The 21,903-nt window shown below is 33.1% G+C and carries 19 protein-coding genes and 1 riboswitch; of the genes, 9 read left to right on the plus strand and 10 right to left on the minus strand.

Features of this window, described 5'->3' with window-relative positions:
* Positions 1-58: 58 nt before the first annotated feature.
* Genes gldG through R6X41_RS13340 form a run of 5 tightly spaced genes read right to left on the minus strand, consistent with a single transcriptional unit; the run spans position 59 to position 4,098 of the window.
* Complete coding sequence (gldG, locus tag R6X41_RS13320) at positions 59-1,726, minus strand: gliding motility-associated ABC transporter substrate-binding protein GldG (RefSeq protein WP_318500833.1); 1,668 nt, start codon at positions 1,724-1,726, stop codon at positions 59-61.
* Positions 1,719-2,207, minus strand: coding sequence for a hypothetical protein (locus tag R6X41_RS13325; RefSeq protein WP_318500834.1), 489 nt, complete (start codon positions 2,205-2,207; stop codon positions 1,719-1,721). The genes gldG and R6X41_RS13325 overlap by 8 nt, the downstream gene beginning before the upstream one ends.
* Complete coding sequence (gene gldF, locus R6X41_RS13330; protein ID WP_318500835.1) at positions 2,204-2,923, minus strand: gliding motility-associated ABC transporter permease subunit GldF; 720 nt, start codon at positions 2,921-2,923, stop codon at positions 2,204-2,206. The genes R6X41_RS13325 and gldF overlap by 4 nt, the downstream gene beginning before the upstream one ends.
* 38 nt (positions 2,924-2,961) lie before the next feature.
* On the minus strand, positions 2,962-3,258 hold the full coding sequence (locus tag R6X41_RS13335; protein ID WP_318500836.1) for a putative quinol monooxygenase: 297 nt from the start codon (positions 3,256-3,258) through the stop codon (positions 2,962-2,964).
* A gap of 3 nt (positions 3,259-3,261) precedes the next feature.
* Complete coding sequence (locus tag R6X41_RS13340) at positions 3,262-4,098, minus strand: SAM hydrolase/SAM-dependent halogenase family protein (protein ID WP_318500837.1); 837 nt, start codon at positions 4,096-4,098, stop codon at positions 3,262-3,264.
* A gap of 111 nt (positions 4,099-4,209) precedes the next feature.
* Here R6X41_RS13340 and R6X41_RS13345 point away from each other — a divergent pair, with 111 nt between their 5' ends.
* The 3 genes from R6X41_RS13345 to R6X41_RS13355 all read left to right on the plus strand — a co-directional run bounded on the left by R6X41_RS13345 (position 4,210) and on the right by R6X41_RS13355 (position 7,359).
* Positions 4,210-5,163: a PhoH family protein gene (locus R6X41_RS13345; RefSeq protein WP_318500838.1), complete on the plus strand. Its 954-nt coding sequence runs from the start codon at positions 4,210-4,212 to the stop codon at positions 5,161-5,163.
* A 459-nt stretch (positions 5,164-5,622) separates the two neighbouring features.
* Entirely contained in the window at positions 5,623-6,144 is a 522-nt protein-coding gene (locus R6X41_RS13350; RefSeq protein ID WP_318500839.1) for a c-type cytochrome, read from the plus strand.
* Between the two features lie 267 nt (positions 6,145-6,411).
* Positions 6,412-7,359 (plus strand): phosphoribosylaminoimidazolesuccinocarboxamide synthase, encoded by a 948-nt coding sequence (locus R6X41_RS13355; protein WP_318500840.1) that lies wholly within the window; start codon positions 6,412-6,414, stop codon positions 7,357-7,359.
* On the opposite strand, the gene R6X41_RS13360 is transcribed toward R6X41_RS13355, so the two are convergent.
* Positions 7,345-8,466, minus strand: a complete 1,122-nt coding sequence (locus tag R6X41_RS13360) for a heparan-alpha-glucosaminide N-acetyltransferase domain-containing protein (RefSeq protein ID WP_318500841.1) — start codon at positions 8,464-8,466, stop codon at positions 7,345-7,347. The genes R6X41_RS13355 and R6X41_RS13360 overlap by 15 nt on opposite strands.
* Before the next feature lie 195 nt (positions 8,467-8,661).
* On the opposite strand from R6X41_RS13360, the gene R6X41_RS13365 reads away from it, so the two are divergent.
* Both R6X41_RS13365 and acs read left to right on the plus strand, forming a co-directional pair.
* On the plus strand, positions 8,662-10,047 hold the full coding sequence (locus R6X41_RS13365) for an alanine/glycine:cation symporter family protein (protein WP_318500842.1): 1,386 nt from the start codon (positions 8,662-8,664) through the stop codon (positions 10,045-10,047).
* Between the two features lie 189 nt (positions 10,048-10,236).
* Entirely contained in the window at positions 10,237-12,144 is a 1,908-nt protein-coding gene (acs, locus tag R6X41_RS13370) for an acetate--CoA ligase (RefSeq protein ID WP_318500843.1), read from the plus strand.
* A gap of 116 nt (positions 12,145-12,260) precedes the next feature.
* On the opposite strand, the gene fahA is transcribed toward acs, so the two are convergent.
* Complete coding sequence (gene fahA, locus R6X41_RS13375; RefSeq protein WP_318500844.1) at positions 12,261-13,550, minus strand: fumarylacetoacetase; 1,290 nt, start codon at positions 13,548-13,550, stop codon at positions 12,261-12,263.
* 111 nt (positions 13,551-13,661) lie between these two features.
* Between fahA and glyA the strand changes: the two genes are divergently transcribed.
* Positions 13,662-14,936: a serine hydroxymethyltransferase gene (glyA, locus tag R6X41_RS13380; RefSeq protein ID WP_318500887.1), complete on the plus strand. Its 1,275-nt coding sequence runs from the start codon at positions 13,662-13,664 to the stop codon at positions 14,934-14,936.
* Between the two features lie 111 nt (positions 14,937-15,047).
* On the opposite strand, the gene ppnP is transcribed toward glyA, so the two are convergent.
* The 3 genes from ppnP to R6X41_RS13395 all read right to left on the minus strand — a co-directional run bounded on the left by ppnP (position 15,048) and on the right by R6X41_RS13395 (position 18,389).
* Entirely contained in the window at positions 15,048-15,329 is a 282-nt protein-coding gene (gene ppnP, locus R6X41_RS13385) for a pyrimidine/purine nucleoside phosphorylase (RefSeq protein ID WP_318500845.1), read from the minus strand.
* Between the two features lie 161 nt (positions 15,330-15,490).
* Positions 15,491-16,546 carry an NHL repeat-containing protein gene (locus tag R6X41_RS13390; protein WP_318500846.1) on the minus strand — a complete coding sequence of 352 codons (1,056 nt, stop codon included), beginning with the start codon at positions 16,544-16,546 and terminating at the stop codon, positions 15,491-15,493.
* 10 nt (positions 16,547-16,556) lie between these two features.
* Complete coding sequence (locus tag R6X41_RS13395) at positions 16,557-18,389, minus strand: TonB-dependent receptor plug domain-containing protein (RefSeq protein ID WP_318500847.1); 1,833 nt, start codon at positions 18,387-18,389, stop codon at positions 16,557-16,559.
* 30 nt (positions 18,390-18,419) lie between these two features.
* Positions 18,420-18,632, minus strand: a riboswitch (cobalamin riboswitch).
* A gap of 204 nt (positions 18,633-18,836) precedes the next feature.
* Here R6X41_RS13395 and R6X41_RS13400 point away from each other — a divergent pair.
* From R6X41_RS13400 to R6X41_RS13410, 3 genes are read left to right on the plus strand one after another with little or no spacing between them, the layout of a single operon-like run.
* The gene (locus R6X41_RS13400) at positions 18,837-19,991 is read left to right on the plus strand and encodes an ABC transporter substrate-binding protein (RefSeq protein ID WP_318500848.1); all 1,155 of its coding nucleotides are present in this window, start codon (positions 18,837-18,839) and stop codon (positions 19,989-19,991) included.
* A complete protein-coding gene (locus R6X41_RS13405; RefSeq protein ID WP_318500849.1) occupies positions 19,992-21,020 on the plus strand; it encodes a FecCD family ABC transporter permease in 1,029 nt (342 codons plus the stop codon). It abuts the gene before it with no gap.
* 1 nt (position 21,021) lies between these two features.
* A complete protein-coding gene (locus R6X41_RS13410; RefSeq protein ID WP_318500850.1) occupies positions 21,022-21,816 on the plus strand; it encodes an ABC transporter ATP-binding protein in 795 nt (264 codons plus the stop codon).
* Positions 21,817-21,903: the final 87 nt, after the last annotated feature.

Consider the following 21,903-nt stretch of genomic DNA (forward strand, 5'->3'; position numbering starts at 1 on the left):
TTTAATAATTACAAATATATCTTTAATAGCCCTAAATAGGAAACAAACTTATTAACATTTAAGAGGTGTACTTTCTTTTGCGAATATAATTAAAAATAAATCCGAAAGCAGCTAATAATGCTAGTGGTACCAACGTATTAAGTAATTGCCAGCTTAATCTAGATTCGGCTATTTTTTCTTGATTTAAAAATGGAACTGTAATTTCCTTAGAGCGAATGTTTATAAGTCCATTATCGTCTAAGAGGTAATTCACCGAATTTAATAAGAATTCTTTATTTCCGAAAAGTTGCCCTGTCCAACGATCGAACCCTAATTCTTGTGGTACATTTTTAATCACGTCGTTTTTAATAAGGTCACCGTCTGCAATAACTATCATTTTAGTAGGTATACTAACCTCCTTGTTTGACGCTAATTTAAATGGTTTAATTCTATTGTTATATGCTGAAGTAAATTCACCTTCAATTAAAACGGCTAATGGCTGACTTCCTTTATCAAATTGTTGAGGGTCGGGTTCTTGAGTAACAATGTCTAAACTAATCTCTCTAGGTGTACCTTCTAATTTTGTTAGTTTAGCACTTTCTAAAAGAATCGTTTTTCGAAGATTGTTTTTTAAAGTATCTATAGGATTCGCAAAATCGAATTTTATAATATTTACATTATTTACAATCGGGTGCGTATTCGTTGTATTTACTAAAGGGGAATAGGGCCAACGTAAATTTTGAAATTGAGAATTACTACCTTCACCCAATGCTAATGTAATTGGGGCAGAGTAGGGCGTAGCGACCAAATATGGATTTACACGAACACCATATTTAAAAAATAAATCGGTTAGATTTAAATCTATTGGTAAGGCAATGGCGCTCCCGGATTCGTTATATAGACTGTCTTTTTCCATTGCAACAGCATCAATAAGCCAAAGACTTTTTCCGCCGTTCATAATGTATTGATCTATAACTAATTTTTCGTCTTCGGTAAATGCTTCTGTAGGTTTCGCTGCAATAATTAAATCGTATTCTTTTAGTTTATTTAGTGTGTTTTCTGGCTGACTAGCCACACTGTCTAAAGTAAATGGTGCAATAAAGTAATAGTCTTTAAGCGTAGTTAAAAAATTAGCTAAATACTGATCTTCTAATTCACCATTTCCTTTTAAAACGGCAATCTTCTTGCTTTTTCCGTGTATTAATTTACCAATCCCATCGGCAAATGCATATTCTAAATGTTGTACAGAATTGGTGACTAATTCTTGCTGAGAAGCTCCTAATTTGTTTTTTACAAGTGGAATATTAACTGTAGCACCATTATAACTAGCCAATGCCCAAGGAAAGATAATTTCCTGACTGCTTTTACCATTTTCCTGAACGGTAAGTTGCATAGGAGTAAGGCCGCTATTATTTAATTGTTGAATGATTTGATCGCGATTAGTATCGTCTTCTAACGGATTTATAAAATTGAATTTAATGTTGCTATTTTGTGCATAAAATTCTTCTAAAAGTTGTTTGGTCTCTGCTTGAAGGCGTCTAAATTCCGATGGAAATCCTTCACCTTCTAAAAACACATCTATAATAACTGGTGCGTCTACATCTGCAACAATGTGTTGTGTAGCTTCACTTAGTGTGTAGCGTTGGTCTTGGGTTAAATCGAAGCGTTTATATATGCTGTTGCCTATTATATTTAACGCAAAAATTCCAAGAACGATTAGTATGGTATGTTTAAGATTTTTACTCATTAAATTTTTGTTCTAATTGATAGTACTCTAAGCGTGTTGCAATATTATTTTCAAATGTTATTTTAATACATTCTTGGGTGGTATTAAATGCCCCAGGCTTAATTCCTAAATTATAATTCCAGAAATTAGAATCGTTTGCTTTTATCGCATCATTCCAACTAAACCATTCTGGCTTACCTAAAATGGTGGTAATTTCTGATTTGTTTTCTCCTAGTAATACATCAGACTGTTCTAAATCTTTAGCCATTTCATAACGAAATGCCGGTGATTTTTTCCAAGCTTTTGCTTCAAAATATTTTTCATGATGGTAATCGCTAAAGATATTTATTAACGGAAACAAAACATAAAAGTATATTATAGGTGTTAGTACGAAAGTGATTATTAACGCCACCCATATACGCTTATCGATTGTTCTGGAAAATATAAAAAGTGCTACAAAAAGTAGGACGATTATAATAGCGAAAGGTATAGTGAAAATCATGCTTTCTTTTTATTAATGTTGAATTGAGTTAAGGCTAAAAATATAGCAGCAACACTTACAAAATAGATAATATCTCTAGTATCTAAAACACCACGACTCATGCTTTTAAAATGAAAACTCATACCTAAACTATCTATAAAATTGTTTGATAGTGCATCTGCAATACCTTCAAATCCGATGTAAAAAAAGAAACATAGAAACACAGCAATAATAAAAGTTACAATTTGATTATCGGAAATGGTAGATGCAAAAACACCCATTGCAGTATATGCCGCGACAAGAAATAAGAGTCCAAAATAGGATCCTAAAGTACTACCCAAATCTAAATTACCTTCCGGATTTCCTAATTTGTAAACGGTAAACACATATAGTAAAGTAGGCAGTAATGCGATAATGATTAAAATAAAAGCGCCAAAATATTTTCCTAAAACGATTTGAAGTTTTGTAACCGGTTTTGTTAGAAGTAACTCTAAAGTCCCTTGTTTCTTCTCGTCTGCAAAACTACGCATAGTTACTGCTGGTATAAGGAAAATAAAAACCCAAGGGGCTAATAAAAAGAATGATGATAAATCTGCGAAACCATTATCTATAATGTTGAATTCCCCTTTAAAAAACCATAAGAACAATCCGTTTAACAGTAAGAATAAGGCTATCACCAAATAGCCAATAGGTGAGGCGAAAAACGAATTTATTTCTTTTTTTAAAATGGCAAACATCTGTCTCTATATGATTTGAAATTGAAGCAAATAACTATTTATGGTAAACTCACCATTTTATCTACACTCCAAGCTTCAGGTTTATTGTTAAATAATTTTTTTGTTTCTGTCCAAACCGAAATAAATAAATCGGAATGTCTGTAGTTCTCTAAATATTGTTCTTCTGCCCAATAACTATAAGTAAAAAATATATTATCGTGTTGTTTGTCGCGATATAATTCTAGGAACTCGCAGCCTTCAAAATTTCGGATTAGTTCTTTTTTAGAATCAAATAAGTTCAGAAATTCATCAACCTTAGTTGGTTCAAAACTCATTTTTACAATCCGTACAAACATAATTTAATCTTTTAAAAAGTTAACCGTAATAGTATCCATTAGTTTTAATCCCATTAACGTAGAAGCGCCACCAACCGTTGTTGTGTTACTCTTGTAAATGGCAATTTCTAAATAATTAGAAGAATTAAACACCACTAAACCTTTGCCTTCAGCTTGTCTATCTGAAGCGGGTTTAGTAAAGTCTACAACCTCACTATATTTGTTATATATAGTATTAAACGAGTGATTTCTAGCAGATATTTTATAAGTCCGTCCTTTTTGAATGTTTTCAAAAAATTTGCGTTTAATATTGGTAATCACATTCCCATAATTGTCTATGTAAATAATACTACCAATAATTTGAGACTGTTCTTCGTTTACGTAGGGTTTTAAATTTTGAATTGGTTTTATGTCTTCAATACGTTTTCCGATAACATCTAAAGTACCGCCTCGAGCAATATGGCAAGCAACTTTTACAAAGACGTCTAAAACAGGAAAACTACTAACTATGTTTTCGTGGATATTAATTTGTACAATACGTTCCGGATTAATTTCCGTACAAATCATACTCATAATACCATTGTTAGCACAGATAAAATAGTGTCCATCTAACAGCACAGCTATATGTTTGTTTTCAGGATTTAATTCGGCATCAATACCTATAATATGAATCGTTCCTTTTGGGAAACTTGTGTATGCATTTTGAATAATATATGCCGCTTCAGGAATACTAAATGGAGAAATAGAATGCGAGATATCAACAATTCGGACATCGTTTAGCTCACTATATATAGCCCCCTTAATCGCCCCAGCGAAGTGGTCTTTTTCACCAAAATCAGTAGTTAAAGTTATAATAGCCATACCTGAATTGTTGATATGTTTTTCACATATCTGAAGTAAAATTGATTAGATTTGTTAGAAGCACAAAACTAATAAAACTTAACTGATAAATTTAATTAAATCGACTAGCTTTTGAACGAAATAATTATTGAACTGGAAGAGATTACTCCAAAAGAATTTTTTGGAGCACAAAACGTAAATATTGAACTTCTTAAAAAGTATTTTCCCAAATTAAAAATTGTTGCTCGCGGAAATAAAATTAAGGCTTTTGGTGATGAAGATCTCTTAGAAGAGTTCGATCGTCGTTTAACAATGTTGCTAAATCATTTTGCGAAATACAACAAATTAGACGAAAATTCTATTGAGCGCGTTCTAACAAGCCAAAGTAGCGACGATTATGCCACACCTAAACATACTGGCGAAGTAATTGTACATGGTGCAAGCGGAAAATTAATTCGCGCACAAACGGCAAATCAAAGAAAATTAGTGGAAAGTATGCGTAACAACGATATGGTTTTTGCTGTCGGTCCTGCGGGAACTGGTAAAACATATACGGGTGTTGCTTTGGCTGTTCAAGCGTTAAAAAACAAAGAAGTTAAACGTATAATTTTAACACGTCCTGCTGTTGAAGCTGGTGAGAATTTAGGATTCCTTCCAGGAGATTTAAAGGAGAAACTAGATCCGTATATGCAACCGCTTTATGATGCTTTGCGAGATATGATTGCTCCCGAAAGATTAGCTATGTATATCGAAAACGGTACCATACAAATTGCGCCTTTAGCCTTTATGCGTGGTCGTACGTTAGATAATGCTTTTGTTATTTTAGATGAAGGACAGAATACAACGCATGCCCAGATGAAGATGTTTTTAACACGAATGGGTAAAAATGCTAAATTCTTACTAACCGGAGACCCGGGACAAGTCGATTTACCGAGACGTACAACTTCAGGTTTAAAAGAAGCATTATTGGTTCTTAAAAACGTAGAAGGTGTAGGCATCGTTTATCTCGACGAAAATGATGTAATTCGACACAAACTTGTGAAGAAAGTGATTGAAGCTTATAAAAGTATTGAAAATAGAGAGTAGGCTTAGGTCTACTCTTTTTTTTGTTTTAATAATATGATTAAGTGTAATTTAGATTTCAGTTAAAACGAATTACATTATAATTAAATCTGTAACAGCGATTTTTCAAACAGGAATTACTGTTGGATATTGGATTAGAGAATTTGAATTGTTCTAGGTTATTACTCATGAAATTAAAACAGAACGTCCACTAAGACATCAATTTAAATGGGCTTCAATTTTTAATTCAGAAATAGATACCATAAGATTGTAAAATTAATATTTAAGTAGGGACTTACTTATATTAGTCTTAAATTTCTTATCATTCTTCTAATTATATACTATAACGTAATAGTTTAGTTTATAAGACTTTTACTTTAAAATAACCTGTAGTTTATAGCATGGCTAATCTAAAGTTGTATCTTTATCGTAACCAACACTTATGATAAACAATACCTCCAAGTATTATAAAATTTAGATTTTATGAAAACTAACCGTGTTTCATTAATACTAACAACTTTATTAATCGCTCTGTTTTTAACAAGTTGTATAGATGGAATTAAAAAGGAATCTACGCCACAATTTATCCACCCAGATTTATATATTGAACATTCAGATCGATCTGCATCTAAGGGTATAGGTTATGTTAAAGAAGTTAAATTGACAGATTCATTAAATGATGTTTTTGTCGAAAAAGGAAAGTTTATTTTTGAAAATAAATGTTCTTCTTGCCATAAATTAACCGATCAGCGACTTGTTGGTCCAGGTTGGACGGGAATAACAAATTCGAGACGTCCGGAGTGGATTATGAATATGATTACGAACACCAATGAAATGTTGGAGAAAGATGAAGATGCGAAAAACTTGCTAGACGATTGCTTAACCAGAATGCCTAATCAATATGTTTCTACGGCAGAAGCACGCACTATTCTTGAATTTATGAGGAAAAACGATATGGATCAAGTGCAGCGTAAAGATGGTGCCGTTACTACAGAGAATTATTAAAATTCTTGTTTGATTACTAACTTATCCCGTTTTCAGTTTTTTAGATTTTTAATGCAAGTCGCTGGACTTTTGTGTTACGGTTTGAATGATAGTAATGCAGGTAGAAAAAGATTACATCACTTCAATGTTTAAAGAAAATATTTTATTATTTTAGAAAGTCCGATAAAAATATTTCGTGAATAATTCCTTACTTTTACCCTTTAAAATTTATCATTTTTATTAATAATTAAAGCATCTCAAGCTTTTAAGGATGCAATTTTACAGACCATGACAATTACAGATACTAATTTCAATTTTCCGGGACAAAAAAGTGTTTATAAAGGAAAAGTTAGAGCGGTTTACAATATTAACGACGATTTATTGGTAATGATTGCCACAGATAGATTGAGTGCTTTCGATGTTGTAATGCCAAAAGGAATTCCTTTTAAAGGTCAGATTTTAAATCAGATTGCAACTAAATTTATGACACAAACCGAAGATTTGGTTCCAAATTGGTTGGTGGCAACACCAGATCCAAATGTTGCTGTTGGTCATTTATGTGAGCCTTTTAAAGTTGAAATGGTGATTCGTGGATACATGTCGGGCCATGCTGCTCGCGAATATAAAGCAGGTAAACGTATGCTTTGTGGCGTAGCAATGCCAGAAGGTATGACCGAAAATGACAAATTTCCAGAGCCTATAATTACACCTGCAACAAAGGCAGAAATGGGCGATCATGATGAAGACATTTCAAGAGAAGATATTATTAAAAGAGGAATTGTTTCTGAGGCAGATTATATAGTACTTGAGGATTATACTCGGAAATTATTTCAGCGCGGAACAGAAATCGCAGCAAGCAGAGGCTTGATTTTAGTCGATACTAAATATGAATTTGGTACAACTAAAGACGGTAAAATCGTTCTAATCGATGAAATTCATACGCCAGATTCTTCACGTTACTTTTATACTGAAGGGTATGAAGCACGTCAAGAAAGTGGAGAATCTCAAAAACAATTATCTAAAGAGTTTGTACGTCAATGGTTAATATCTGAAGGATTTCAAGGTCTAGAAGGGCAGAAATTACCAGTTATGAGCGATGAATATATTGAGACCGTAAGTGATCGTTATATTGAATTATACGAAAATATTATGGGTGAACCATTTGTAAAAGGAGATGTTACAAATATACAAGAGCGTATTAAAACCAATGTTGAAGCGTATTTAGCGGCGGTATAATTTTATGCGGTCCGCCGTATTTATTTTTATAAAAAGCAAAGCCTTTCGAATGTTCGCATTTAGGAAGGCTTTTATTTTGCCTTCATGTAACACAATAAAACTAACAGAAATTACGAAAGCAAAAGTTCCAAAAATTGCAGGCCATGGTTCTAATTCATTGTGTAAATATTGGTAGAGACCAATGCCCGTAAAACTTCCGTAAAGGATAATAAAGTGCACAACATAAATAGAAAGTGTATTGTTCCCTAATTTTGAAATTAAAGGATGTTTTAAATACGATTCTAAAGCATAAAAAATACCGAAAGTTATGCATACCGATCCTAATCTAGAAAATAAATAATTGTAGATAGAAGCTTGGTAAAATAGTTTTATATGTGTGATATCAAATAGAAGTTCAAGTACCGAAGATGATAGAAAAGTTAAGCACAAGCCTCCAATTATAAATGAAGAAATTGTAATGATTCTAAAATGTTTTTTTGTCTGAAAAGCATTAAACACTAAACCTAATACAGCTCCATAAGCCACATAACCAAACCAAGGGAAAACAGTAAATACCGATCCGTTTTCTATAGTGAAATAATTAGCCAAAACATCAGGAATATATGGTAAGGTCAAGTTTCTATAAAGCGGTTCAGAAATAAATATAAGTGTCCCTATAGCAGTTAAAATAAAAGTAAGCAGGTTAGGTTTCGATTTAAACAAAATGTATAATCCGTTTAAAAGGAGTAATGAAATACCAATAATTTGAAGCACATCTATAACCAAGAAATAACTATTAAAGTGTCCGGATAACCAATGAAATATAGGGATTCTTAATATGTATCCAATTAGAATTAGCGAAATACCACGTTTCAAGCTTTTCTTAATTCGGAAGTTTTCAAGTCCTTTAGCTTCTGCTTTTTTTAATAAAAACATAACGACTAAACCTGTAATGGTGAAAAATATAGGAGCTGTATTTCCTCTTAAATCAGACCAAATATTATATATAAAATATGATGTTGATTTATAAACAGGATTTAGTAAACCATCAATAAAATGACCTTGAAGCATCATTAAAATGGCATATAATCTAACGGCGTCTAAAAAGTATAATCTGTTGTCTTTCAATAGAGGTGAAAATAAAATAAATGCAAAAATACAATAAATTTAATTCTGTAAAGCATTTTGATTTTAGAATGAATTTAATTTATCATTCCTCAAAATAATTATTGAAATTGATTAATAAAGATGATGTTTTCGATGTTTTTGGTGAAGTTTTGATTCTAAAAAGGAATATATTTATAAAAATATAGCTTTTAATTTATGACCCTTCTAAATGATTTAATTTCAGAATTCGCATCTTTTGTATGGGGATTACCTTTATTAATTCTGTTAACAGGCGGTGGTTTTTTTCTCTTAATTTACTCTAAGTTTTTACCGTTTCGTTTTATTGGTCATGCTTTTCAAGTTTTAAGAGGTAAATACGACAATCCAAACGATCCTGGAGAAATTACTCATTTTCAAGCCCTCACAACGGCATTGTCGGCAACAGTTGGTATGGGGAATATTGCCGGTGTTGCTGTGGCTATTTCTATAGGTGGACCTGGAGCAATATTTTGGATGTGGGTAAGCGCAATAATAGGTATGGCAACTAAATTTTTTACTTCGTCTTTGGCTATCATGTATCGTGGAAAAGATAGTGAAGGGAATTTACAAGGTGGTCCTATGTATTTTATTACTGAAGGATTAGGGAAAAAGTGGAAACCTCTAGCCGTTATGTTTAGTGTTTGTGGCTTGGTTGGCGCGTTGCCTATTTTTAATGTGAACCAGTTAACACAGGCAATAAACGATATTTTATTGGCTCCAAACAATATTGAAGTCGGATTTAGGTCTAGCTTAATAATCGGATTTATTTTGGTTGGTCTTACGAGTGTGGTTATTTTGGGAGGTTTAGATAGAATAAGTAAAACTGCCTCAAAATTAGTTCCTGCAATGGTCGGATTGTATTTTGTGCTGGTTTTAATTATTCTCGCAGTAAATATTCAGGAGGTTCCTAAATATTTCGGAATGATTTTTTCGAATGCATTTACTGCTCAGAATTTTAAAGGTGATAATTTCTTAGGTGGAGCTTTAGGCGGATTAATACTTCTGGGGATTAGAAGAGCTGCTTTTTCTAATGAAGCAGGGATTGGAACAGCACCTATGGCACATGGCGCAGCAAAAACGGCAGAACCTATACGTGAAGGTTTAGTTGCTATGTTAGGACCTGCGATAGATACATTATTGGTTTGTACATTAACAGCTTTAGCGATATTGGTTACAGGTGTATGGCAAACATCAGATGCCAATGGCGTGAGCTTAACTGCTTCAGCTTTTGCACAAGCAATTCCTGGAGTTGGTAAATATTTATTACTAATTTGTGTTTTTGTGTTTAGTATTTCTTCCCTATTCTCGTATTCTTATTATGGTACAAAGTGTATGTCTTTTCTTTTCGGAGCTGATAAAAAACACCTGTATAACTACATTTATATTGGCAGCATCATTTTAGGAGCCACAACATCTTTAAATATGATGATTAACTTAGTAGATGGTTTTTTTGCTTTAATGGCGATTCCAACGATGCTTGCCACAATAATTATGGCGCCTCGTGTTTTGGCACGCGTTAAAGTTTATGTGAAAACTATTAAAAAAGATAAGGTTTTAAATTAATCGAGGAATCATTTCGAGTGTTTTAAAACCGTTTTCAATAGTTAAATGGAATCATTTGTAGAGATATTTTAACAATCAGTCGATTATTTTGTGTTATCAATAGAAAAATATTAACTATTGCATTAAATTTTCATATTTTAGAAGAGTATTACAAACACATCAAATTAACTTTTAAAACCATAGAATTTAATGAGTAATTATCACATTAAGCATTTAGAAGAATATTACCAAGTATATAGAAAGTCGGTTAGAGAGCCCGAAAATTTTTGGGCAGAAGTTGCAGAAGAACATTTTATGTGGCGCAAGCGTTGGGATAATGTGTTGAGTTGGGATTTTAAAAAACCAGAAATAAAATGGTTTGAAGGTGCAAAATTAAACATTACAGAAAATTGTATCGATAGACATTTAAGAACGAAAGGCGATCAAACGGCCATTATTTTTGAACCTAACAATCCAGATGATGCTGCCGAGCATATTACATACCAGCAACTTCACGATCGTGTGTGCCAAATGGCAAACGTATTAAAAGATAAGGGCATTAAAAAAGGAGATCGTGTGTGTATTTATTTACCCATGATTCCGGAATTGGCGATTTCTTTATTGGCTTGTGCTAGAATTGGGGCGATTCACTCTGTGGTTTTCGCTGGATTTTCTTCAAATGCATTATCTTCTCGTATAAATGATAGTGAATGTAAAATGGTAATTACAGCCGATGGTTCTTATCGTGGTTCTAAAACAATAGATTTAAAAAGTATTGTAGATGGCGGATTAGAAATTTGTCCATCGGTAGAAAATGTTTTGGTTGTTAATAGAATTAATTCAGATATTAACATGAAGGAAGGCCGCGATATATGGTTACAACCTTTATTAGATGCCGCCTCTCCTATTTGCGAACCAGAAATTATGGATGCAGAAGATCCGTTATTTATATTATATACTTCTGGATCTACAGGAAAACCAAAAGGAATGGTCCATACTACGGGTGGTTATATGGTATATACGGCTTACACGTTTAAAAATGTATTTCAATATAAAGATGGAGATGTGTATTGGTGTACAGCAGATATTGGTTGGATAACCGGCCATAGTTATATAGTGTACGGACCGTTAGCGAATGGTGCAACAACTTTAATGTTCGAAGGGGTGCCACATTATCCGGATTTTGGACGTTTCTGGGAGATTATAGAAAAGCATAAAGTGAATCAGTTTTATACGGCACCAACAGCGATTCGTGCGTTAGCGAAACAAAATATTTCATTTGTAGATGACAGAGATTTATCATCTTTAAAAGTATTGGGTTCTGTAGGGGAACCTATAAATGAGGAAGCTTGGCACTGGTATAACGATAATATCGGAAAACATAAAAGTCCGATTGTAGATACGTGGTGGCAAACTGAAACTGGTGGAATTATGATTACGCCAATCCCGTTTGTAACGCCAACGAAACCTACATATGCTACATTACCGTTTCCAGGAATTCAACCCGCATTGATGGATGAGAATGGAGATGTAATTAAAGGAAACCAAGTCGATGGACGTTTGTGTATTAAATTTCCGTGGCCGGCAATCGCCCGTACCATTTGGGGAAATCATGAACGTTATAAAGAGACCTATTTCTCTGCATACGAAAATATGTATTTTACAGGAGATGGTGCTTTAAGAGACGAAGTTGGGTATTATAGAATTACTGGTCGAGTAGATGATGTAATTATTGTGTCTGGACATAATTTAGGAACAGCACCTATAGAAGATGCGATAAATGAGCATCCAGCAGTTGCAGAATCTGCGATTGTAGGATTCCCTCACGATGTTAAAGGAAATGCACTTTATGGGTATGTTACTTTAAAAGAAACTGGAGAGTCTAGAGATCAGAACAACTTGAGAAAAGAGATTAACCAGTTAATTACAGATCGTATTGGGCCAATTGCTAAATTAGATAAAATTCAGTTTACAGACGGATTACCAAAAACAAGATCAGGTAAAATCATGCGTCGTATATTAAGAAAAATAGCAAGTAAAGATGTGAGTAATTTAGGAGATACAAGTACATTGTTAAATCCAGAATGTGTTCAAGAAATTATAGATGAAAGCCTATAAGTTTTGAAAGTATAAAGTATAAAAAATCCCGATTTTAAATCGGGATTTTTTTGTAAAAATTTATTTTGAATTCTAAGTTTTAAAATGAACGTCACCCTAAACTTGTTTCTTGATAATTATTTTTTCTTAGGAATATATACGGGAAGTAATTCGGTTTTTACTTCTCCGAAGCCAATTCTAGTGCCATCGTTTTCACAATAACCTCGCATCACTACAGTATCGTAATCATTTATAAAATTACGTTCTGTACCATCTTTTAAAGTTAATGGTTTAGTTCCTTTCCATGTTAATTCTAACATCGAGCCTAAAGATTCCGGTGTTGGTCCAGAAATGGTTCCACTTCCCATTAAATCACCTGAATTTACAGGACATCCGTTAATAGTATGATGCGCTAATTGTTGAGATATATTCCAATACATATGTTTGAAGTTTGAACGACAAACAACTGTTTCTTTAGCCTTTTTAGGCTGTATTGCAACCTCTAAATTAATATCGAAACTCTTTTTGCCTTTAGTTTGTAAATAAGGCATTTGAGGTTTTATAGGTTTTGGTCCTTGAACTCTGTAAGGCTCCAAAGCATCCAAAGTTACAATCCATGGTGACATAGAAGATGCAAAGTTTTTAGATAAAAAAGGCCCTAAAGGCGCATATTCCCAACTTTGAATATCTCTCGCACTCCAGTCGTTAAAAAGAACTAAACCAAAAATATATTCTTCGGCTTCATTTACAGGAATCGGTTCCCCCAAATCGTTAGCATCTGTTGTTATAAATGCCATTTCCAATTCAAAATCAATAAGTTTTGAAGGGCCAAAAACAGGTTCCTTAGCATCTGGAGGTAATGTTTGTCCTTGTGGTCTGTGAATCGGAATACCAGAAGGGATTATAGACGAACTTCTACCGTGATACCCAATAGGTATATGTAACCAGTTTGGAAGTAAAGGTTCTTCAGTCCCTCTAAACATAGTCCCAAGATTGGTTGCATGTTCTATACTTGAGTAAAAATCGGTATAATCTCCAATTTCTATAGGGAGTTGCATTTCAATTTCATCTAAACGAAAAAGAACAACTTCCTTATGTTGTTTATTATTTTTTAAAGTTTCGTTATCCGCATCAAAAATTTCAGCGATTTTATTACGTACAGCACGCCAAGTTTTTCTACCGTCGGCAATAAAATCGTTTAAAGTATCTTGAAGGAATATATCGTCTGTAAGAGGAATGTCTTTAAAATAACCCAATTGATGCAATGCACCAAGGTCGATCGCCGTATCTCCAATTCGAGTTCCTATAGTAATAATGTCGTCTCGAGTAAGAAAAACACCGAAAGGAATATTCTGTATAGGGAAATCCGAATTTTTGTCAACATGTAACCATGTCTTACGATCGGGATTGTTTGCTGATATTTGCATAGCGTAATTGTTAATTAATTGTTTAATAAATTATATTCAAATATATGTTTTTTGATGTATTTAACTAATCTATTTGTTATTTTTGACTAATTTTTAACGATAATTATAATGATGCAACGCGACGAACAAATTTTTGAATTAATAGAAGCTGAAAAACAACGCCAACTACATGGTTTAGAATTAATTGCTTCAGAAAACTTTGTTAGCGACCAAGTAATGGAAGCTGCAGGTTCTGTTTTAACTAATAAATATGCTGAAGGCTATCCTGGTAAGCGCTACTATGGTGGTTGCGAGATTGTCGATGAAGTTGAACAAATCGCCATTGATCGTGCAAAAGCACTTTTTGGAGCTGCTTATGTAAATGTTCAGCCACACTCTGGTAGTCAGGCAAACACGGCTGTTTTTGCAGCATGTTTAAAACCTGGAGATAAAATTTTAGGTTTCGACTTATCTCACGGTGGGCACTTAACACACGGTTCTCCAGTAAACTTTTCAGGTAAATTATATAATCCTTCATTTTACGGTGTAGAAAAAGAAACAGGAGTTTTAAACTACGATAAAATTCAAGAGGTCGCTACAAAAGAGCAACCAAAATTAATTATTGCTGGAGCTTCAGCGTATTCACGTGATATTGATTTTAAACGTTTCCGTGTTATTGCAGATAGTGTTGGTGCAATTTTAATGGCCGATATTTCTCATCCTGCAGGTTTAATTGCAAAAGGTATATTAAACGATCCAATTCCTCATTGTCATGTGGTAACAACGACAACGCATAAAACGTTAAGAGGACCAAGAGGTGGAATGATTATGATGGGTGAAGATTTCGATAATCCTTTTGGTATTACACTTAAAAACGGAAACAAAAGAAAAATGTCTTCTTTATTCGATTCTGCTGTATTCCCAGGAAACCAAGGTGGACCATTAGAGCATATTATCGCTGCTAAAGCGATTGCTTTTGGTGAAGCCCTTACAGATAACTACCTTACTTATATGTTACAAGTTAAGAAAAATGCATCTGCTATGGCCGACGCTTTTGTAGCAAAAGGATATAATATTATTTCTGGAGGTACAGATAATCATATGATGCTTATCGATCTAAGAAATAAAAATGTTTCAGGAAAACAAGCTGAAGAAGCCTTAGTAAAAGCAGATATTACTGTGAATAAAAACATGGTGCCTTTCGATGATAAATCTCCATTTGTAACATCTGGTATCCGTATTGGAGCTGCTGCAATTACAACAAGAGGTTTAAAAGAAAGCGATATGCAAACTATTGTAGATTTAGTCGATGAGGTTATTGTGAACTTAGAAGACGACGCTATTTTAGAAGGTGTTGGAACTAAAGTGAATGCACTTATGGCCGATAGACCATTATTCGTATTCTAATCTGTACACTATAAATATTAAAAAAGGCTGCCAATTGGTAGCCTTTTTAGTTTTAAGTATTTTCAATATTAGAAAAGAGCATCGTAATCGTATTTAATACGATACTACCTTCTATTTATACTGACATAAATAAGACGTTTGCTCAGATACCTTAACTTGAAACGTTTTATTAGCTTCTATCTGGTAAGCTTCTCCTGCTTTAAAGGTTTCCCAAGTGCTAGATTCTGGTAATAATACTGTCATTGAACCTTCTATAACATTCATAGTTTCATGTTTGTTGGTAGCAAATTCGTAGGTTCCTGCTTCCATAACTCCTAAAGTAGATGCTCCGGTTGCCGATTGGTAGGCTAAAGATTTTACATTACCTTCAAAATAGGTGTTGCTTGATATCATAATATTTGGTTTTAATGAATGTTAAAAGTATAACAATGCTTTATAAAGGACAAGTAAGTGGAGATAAACCCTTAAAATTCTATAGGAATAGAAAATGAAAAATCGCCTAAAAATTTCTTTTTAGACGATTTCTCTCGGTTAATGGTACATTTGGGAATGAATTAATCGTTGAAATAGAATCCGTTTGGAGCTATACCAACGGTATAAGATATTAATGGAGTACCCGTTAATGTGTATTCGTAAGTTGTTCCTGCTGAAGCAAAATCACCAGCATCTGCGATGTAAATTGTATCATCCTCTACAGCAAAACCGTACATAGCACCATACTCAGAAGTAGATGTATATTCTAATATCTTAGAAGGTGTTGTACCTGTTATACCTAATTGATATACAGAAGTTGCATCTGTAAAATACAAGATATCGTCTTCAATATTTAATTGTTTTGGAGAAGATAAGTCTAAAGGGATGGTTTCTGTAATTTCTTTTGAAGATGTACTAATCTTAAAAACAGAAGCACCATCAGTATAACTGTTTGTTAAAACATAAAGCACATCATCTTCTTCAACTAAAGAATTAGGAGAATTTCCAGCTCCTAAATCAACAACGGTAGTTTCGCTTGTATTAGGATTTAAAATAGTTACAGCATTTCCATTACCATAATAACCGTTAGCGAAATAAAGCATACCATCTTCTTCAATAACACGTTCAGCATTTTTCATTGGAAAAGTAGATGTTGAATAATCTGATAAATTAATTACAGTTACAAAATCGTCAGTACCATCGTCCCAGCCATTTGAGTTTGTTACATATGCATTACCATTTGCAATAGCACCATATCTAGGCGCAGTAAGATTCGTTGAAATAGTTGCTACATATTCAAGAGTATAACGGTCTACAACAGTTATTTGATTGGAAGAACCTGCTATAATATATGCGTTATAATCATCGAAAAACATACTTTGTAAAGCATCTCCAATTTCAGGAGCAGTAGGATTTACAGTAGCATAAGCATCAGATTCGTTAAGTTCATTTTCTCCAATAAAAGAAATTCCGGAAGTTCCCACATTTCCAAATTGTCCTTCATTTAAAACAAAATATCCATCTTCATAATCTCCTTTTGGTACATCTGGAATATCATCGTCATTATCGGTGCTACATGAGCTAAAAAGTGCCGCACTTGCGAATACAAAAGCTAAAAGTTTGTGTGTCTGTTTCATAGTAAAATAGTTATATATTAATGTTTAAATAAATTGAATAATTTCGTCCTGGCATATATCTGCTGCTAACACTTTTGTAGTTTTCGTTCCAGAGATTATTAACTTTTCCGCCTAAAGTAAAGGTGTCACAAAAGGTGTAATCTATTCCGATATTAGAGATTTGATAGCCGTCTAATTCGTATTTCGGATTATTATCGGTAGTGGTGAATACGCTGCCTACATACATCCACTGGTAAAATGCCGATATGTTTTTAAAATTGTAACCTAAACTCGCCGTCACCTTATTATAAGGTACATATATTAGTTGTTTATTGGTGGCTTGATTTTCCGAAACTGTATAGGCGTAAGTACTATTTAAAGTTATACGATGTGCGTTAAATGTTCTTGCATATTGAAATAGTGCCTCTAAACCGTAAGTAATAACATGGTCGGTATTAACGGGTTGCCAATTCGATCCGTTCGGTAACCACCGAATCATATCTGTAATGTCGTTATAATATGCCGTAACAGTGAGGTTGGTGTTTTTTAACGTCAAATGATTACCAATTTCCGCCTGATACGATGTTTCTGGTTTTAAATCTGGGTTTCCACTGCCTTCCCAATACAGATCGTTGAAGGTTGGAATTCTGAAATTTTTTGAACCATTAATCGTAATAGAGTAGGGTTTAGTAATTTGGAATTCTAACCCCAAACTATATAAAAACGGACTGTTATACTCGCTCGTTATGTCTTGTCTTAGCCCTAATTCGTATAAAAACCAGATGTTAAATTGATGTTTAAATAATAAATTAAAACTACCAATCTCTCTTTTTTCGTCTGCTATGCTAGAGCCTTCACCTTTATTCTGTGTTGCTTCTGCTATAGTATTTATGGTTATATCTTTAGACGGAGCATAAGTAAAATCGTATTTTGCAATGATAGAATTTACATATCCAAACGTATACAAATCAGAATTCACATTTCCGAAATATTTATAATCTTCGGTTAGGTATGCTAATTTTAATTTTGAAGTGATTTTATTATAAAATCCATCCCATTCTATTAAATTTCGAGTGTTAAAATCTTGATATTTTGTAGGTGTTTCATTTGGAAGTATCAATGAAAAATGACGTTCGCCATCAAATGCATAGCTGTAGAATTTCAGAATATTTTTTTCATTTAATCTATAACTCAAGTTCGCATTTAGGCTTGTGTTATAATAGGCGCCGTTTAGGTTGTAATTATCAGAATCAACAAAATCGTAATCGTTATCAGAACTGTTTCTACTCACACCAATATTGGCGCTTAAATCCTTAGCAACAATATTTCCGGTGTAATTAATCTGTATGGTATTATAACTTCCGTAACTACTATTTATGGTATTTTGAAAGCCTTCAGTATAATCGAAATTATTGTTTAAATGAATACTTCCTCCAATAGCACCACTACCATAAATTACACTGCCACCACCACTTCTCACGCTAATCGAATTAAAATCTGAAGTATTTATAGTATTAAAATCTGCTTGACCGTTAAGCTGAGAATTAATGTTTATCCCATTCCAAATCACAGCAGTTTGTTGTGCTGTCGTGCCTCGAAATGAAGGTGAAGACACCATGCCTAAACCGTTTTCTTTAAAATAAATAGGCGTGTTATAGTTTAATAAAGATGTTAATGAAGGCTGATTTATAGTAATAATGCTATCCGATAATACAAAAACAGTTTGTGAATTGCTAAAGGTGCCTAACTGAGAATCGGCTGTAATTAAAACTTCATCTAATTTTTGAATAGAATCCATTTGCGCAACGAGAATCGTTGGAACACATATAAAAAAGAATAAGGATACTATTAGTTTTATTTTCATATATCTTAAGACCTTTTGCCCGAAAGTCAATTATTTATGCTGAATTTGGCAGGTCTCCTGACTCTCGTCTTGTTATTCACCTTCCCGATTTTAAAAATAATCAGTGGTATATTGAAGTTTTAATAACAAGCATTTTGCAAAGCAAAACTAAGATTACAGTTGCGGGAACAGTTTGAGATTTTAACTCAATTCCCATTTAATCCATCATTTTAAATGATATGAACCAAAATTCGCTGCAAAAATAAGGTTTTTATTATGATTGGAATATAAAACCTAGTTTTTTTGTAGAGTAAGTTGTATTTCTATTAAGAAATTCTATCAAAAATCTAACATTTTTATTTCGTCTGAAAATTATATGCTTACATTTGAACTGTTTTAAATGTTAAAATTTGTATTATATTTCAGAATTTTGACACCCATTATAAACTCATTTTAAATAGCTATTAAATGAAGTCTTTTCAGTTAAAATCTTTAGTATTAATACTTCTAGTAATCGCTTTTAGTTGTAAAAACGAATCTAAAGGTGTTAAAGAAATTCAGGAACAAAGTGTCGAATTGCCTTTAAAACATGCTAAAGGATTTTCGGTTATATCTTACAAAAATTATAAAGTTTTAGAAATTTATAGTCCGTGGCCAAAAGCCGATAAGACGTTTAAATTTGCTTTAGTCGATAAAGACAAAAAAGACAGTATTTCTCTAGATTCAGATGACTTTGATGCTATTATCCCAATTCCAGTTGAAAGCATTGTAGTAACATCTACAACGCATTTACCAGGCTTAGAATTATTAGGTGAGGAGCAAAAGTTGGTTGGTTTTCCTGGCACCCAATATGTGTCTTCAGAAAAAATAAGAACACGAATTGATAATGAAAAGATTCGTGAACTTGGAAAAAATGAAGGCATAAATACAGAAGTGTTACTAGAACTACATCCTGATGCTGTAATAGCTTTTGGTGTCGATGGCAATAACAGTTCTTTGGAAATGGTTAAAAAAGCAAATATTCCAGTGATTTATAATGGAGACTGGGTTGAAGAATCTCCGTTAGCAAAGGCAGAATGGATTAAATTATTTGGTGTGCTTTTTAATAAAGAAGATCAAGCAGAAACTGTTTATAATGGTATTGAAACTGAATATTTAAAAGCCAAAACTTTGGCTGAAAATGTAGAAATTAAACCTAGTGTTTTTAGTGGGGCAATGTATAAAGATGTTTGGTATATGCCAAATGGAACAAGTTCTGAAGCACAACTTTTAAAAGATGCAAACGCTAATTATCTTTGGAAAAACACCCAAGGTTCTGGAAGTTTAGCTTTAAATTTCGAAACGGTTTTTAATAAAGCTAAAGCGGCTAATATTTGGATTAACCCTTCAATTTATGTGAGTTTAAAAGATTTGGAAAAAGCCAATATTCATTACACAAAATTTAATGCCTTTACACAGCAAAACGTCTATACAATGGCAAACACTAAAGGGGAAACCGGAGGGGTTTTGTATTTCGAACTAGGGCAAGCAAGACCTGATTTAGTTCTTAAAGATTTGATTAAAATTTGTCATCCAGAATTACTTCAAGACTATGAATTATTCTTTTTTAAAAAGCTACATTAATTGCAAAATCAACAGTCATATAAGTCCGCTTTTATAATACTCATTGTAGTGTTGCTATGTTGTTTTTTTATCAACATTAGTTTGGGGTCGGTGTCTATTCCGCTTCATGGTGTTTTCGAAAGTATTTTCGGAAATCCGGACAATGAGTCTTGGAGTTATATCATTCAGAATTATAGATTACCAAAAGCGATTACTGCTATATTAGTCGGTTCTGGTTTGGGTATTTCTGGACTTTTAATGCAAACACTTTTTCGAAATCCGTTAGCAGGACCTTTTGTGTTGGGAATTAGCTCTGGCGCTAGTTTAGGAGTCGCATTGGTTATTTTAGGATCAGGGCTTTTTGGCGGAGCATTTGCAATATTACTTACTTCTAAATGGAGTGTGGTTATCGCCGCGAGTTTAGGAAGTTTTTTAGTGCTTCTAGCAGTTTTAATTGTATCGTCCAGAGTGCGAGATACTATGGCTATTTTAATTATCGGACTTATGTTTGCAAGTATAACAGGTGCTATTGTTGGTGTGTTATCTTACTTTAGCTCGGCCGAACAATTACAACGTTATGTGTTCTGGGGTTTTGGTAGTTTAGGAAATTTATCTTGGCAAGAATTAGCAATTTTTGGTGTGATATATAGTATTGGATTGTTGTTAAGTTTAGCCTCAATAAAAGCATTAAACACATTGTTATTAGGCGATAATTATGCAAAAAGTTTAGGATTGAATATAAAACAAAGCCGCTTATTTATTATAGTTGCAACAAGTTTATTGGCAGGAACAATAACCGCGTTTGCAGGTCCAATAGCATTTATTGGGTTGGCAATTCCACATTTAACTCGTTTGGTTTTTAATACCTCTAATCATAAAATATTATTACCTGCAGTGGTGTTATTTGGTGGTATTATTATGCTGATTTGCGATACCATTGCTCAAATCCCGAATAGTGATTATACCTTACCTATTAATGCGATTACCTCTTTAGTAGGTGCTCCAATAGTAATTTGGTTGTTGGTTAGAAAACGAAATTTGATGTTTTAAGATGAAGGAAATTAATAAACATATCATTTTAAGAACCGAAGATTTAACTATTGGTTACCGTTCTAAAAAGGACGAACATGTGATCTCGAAGCATATAAATATTTCTCTGGGAAAAGGTGAACTTATAGGTTTAGTTGGTGGAAACGGAATTGGTAAATCGACAATGTTACGAACGCTAACAAATACACAAGACGCATTAAGCGGAAAGGTTTTTATTAATAATAAAGATGTTACAACTTTTGATGCTTTAGAATTGGCTCAAGTATTAAGTATTGTATTTACCGAAAAATTAACTTCGAAAAACTTATCGGTGTTTGAATTGGTAGCATTAGGCAGGCAACCTTATACGAATTGGATCGGAACCTTATCTGATTCAGATTTAGAGAAAGTAAACCATGCGTTGAAATTAACCAATATCGAAACTTTAAAATATAAAAAGTGTTTTGAATTGAGCGACGGACAGCTTCAAAAAGTGATGATTTCTCGTGCGTTAGCTCAAGATACCGATTTAATTATTTTAGACGAGCCAACGACACATTTAGACATGTATCATAAGGCATATACGTTAAAACTGCTTCAAAAACTTGCTAAAGAAACAGGTAAAACCATTTTGTTTTCGTCTCACGAAATAGACTTGGCTATTCAACTTTGTGATAAAATGATAGTGATGACACCGGCGAATGTTGTTTCAGATTCGCCTTGTAACCTAATTCAGCAAGGTGTGTTTAGTACTTTATTTCCTGCAGATTTAATTCAGTTTGATTCAGAAACTGGAAGTTTTCGTGTGAATAAATAAAATAGGTTCTTTAAATTTTGTAAATTTAAGATGTTTATTTATAGCTCTTTACTACCTTTTTTAATTGAATTTTCATGTTATGGTTTA

Source organism: Formosa sejongensis, from assembly GCF_033447105.1.
Lineage (GTDB): Bacteria > Bacteroidota > Bacteroidia > Flavobacteriales > Flavobacteriaceae > Formosa.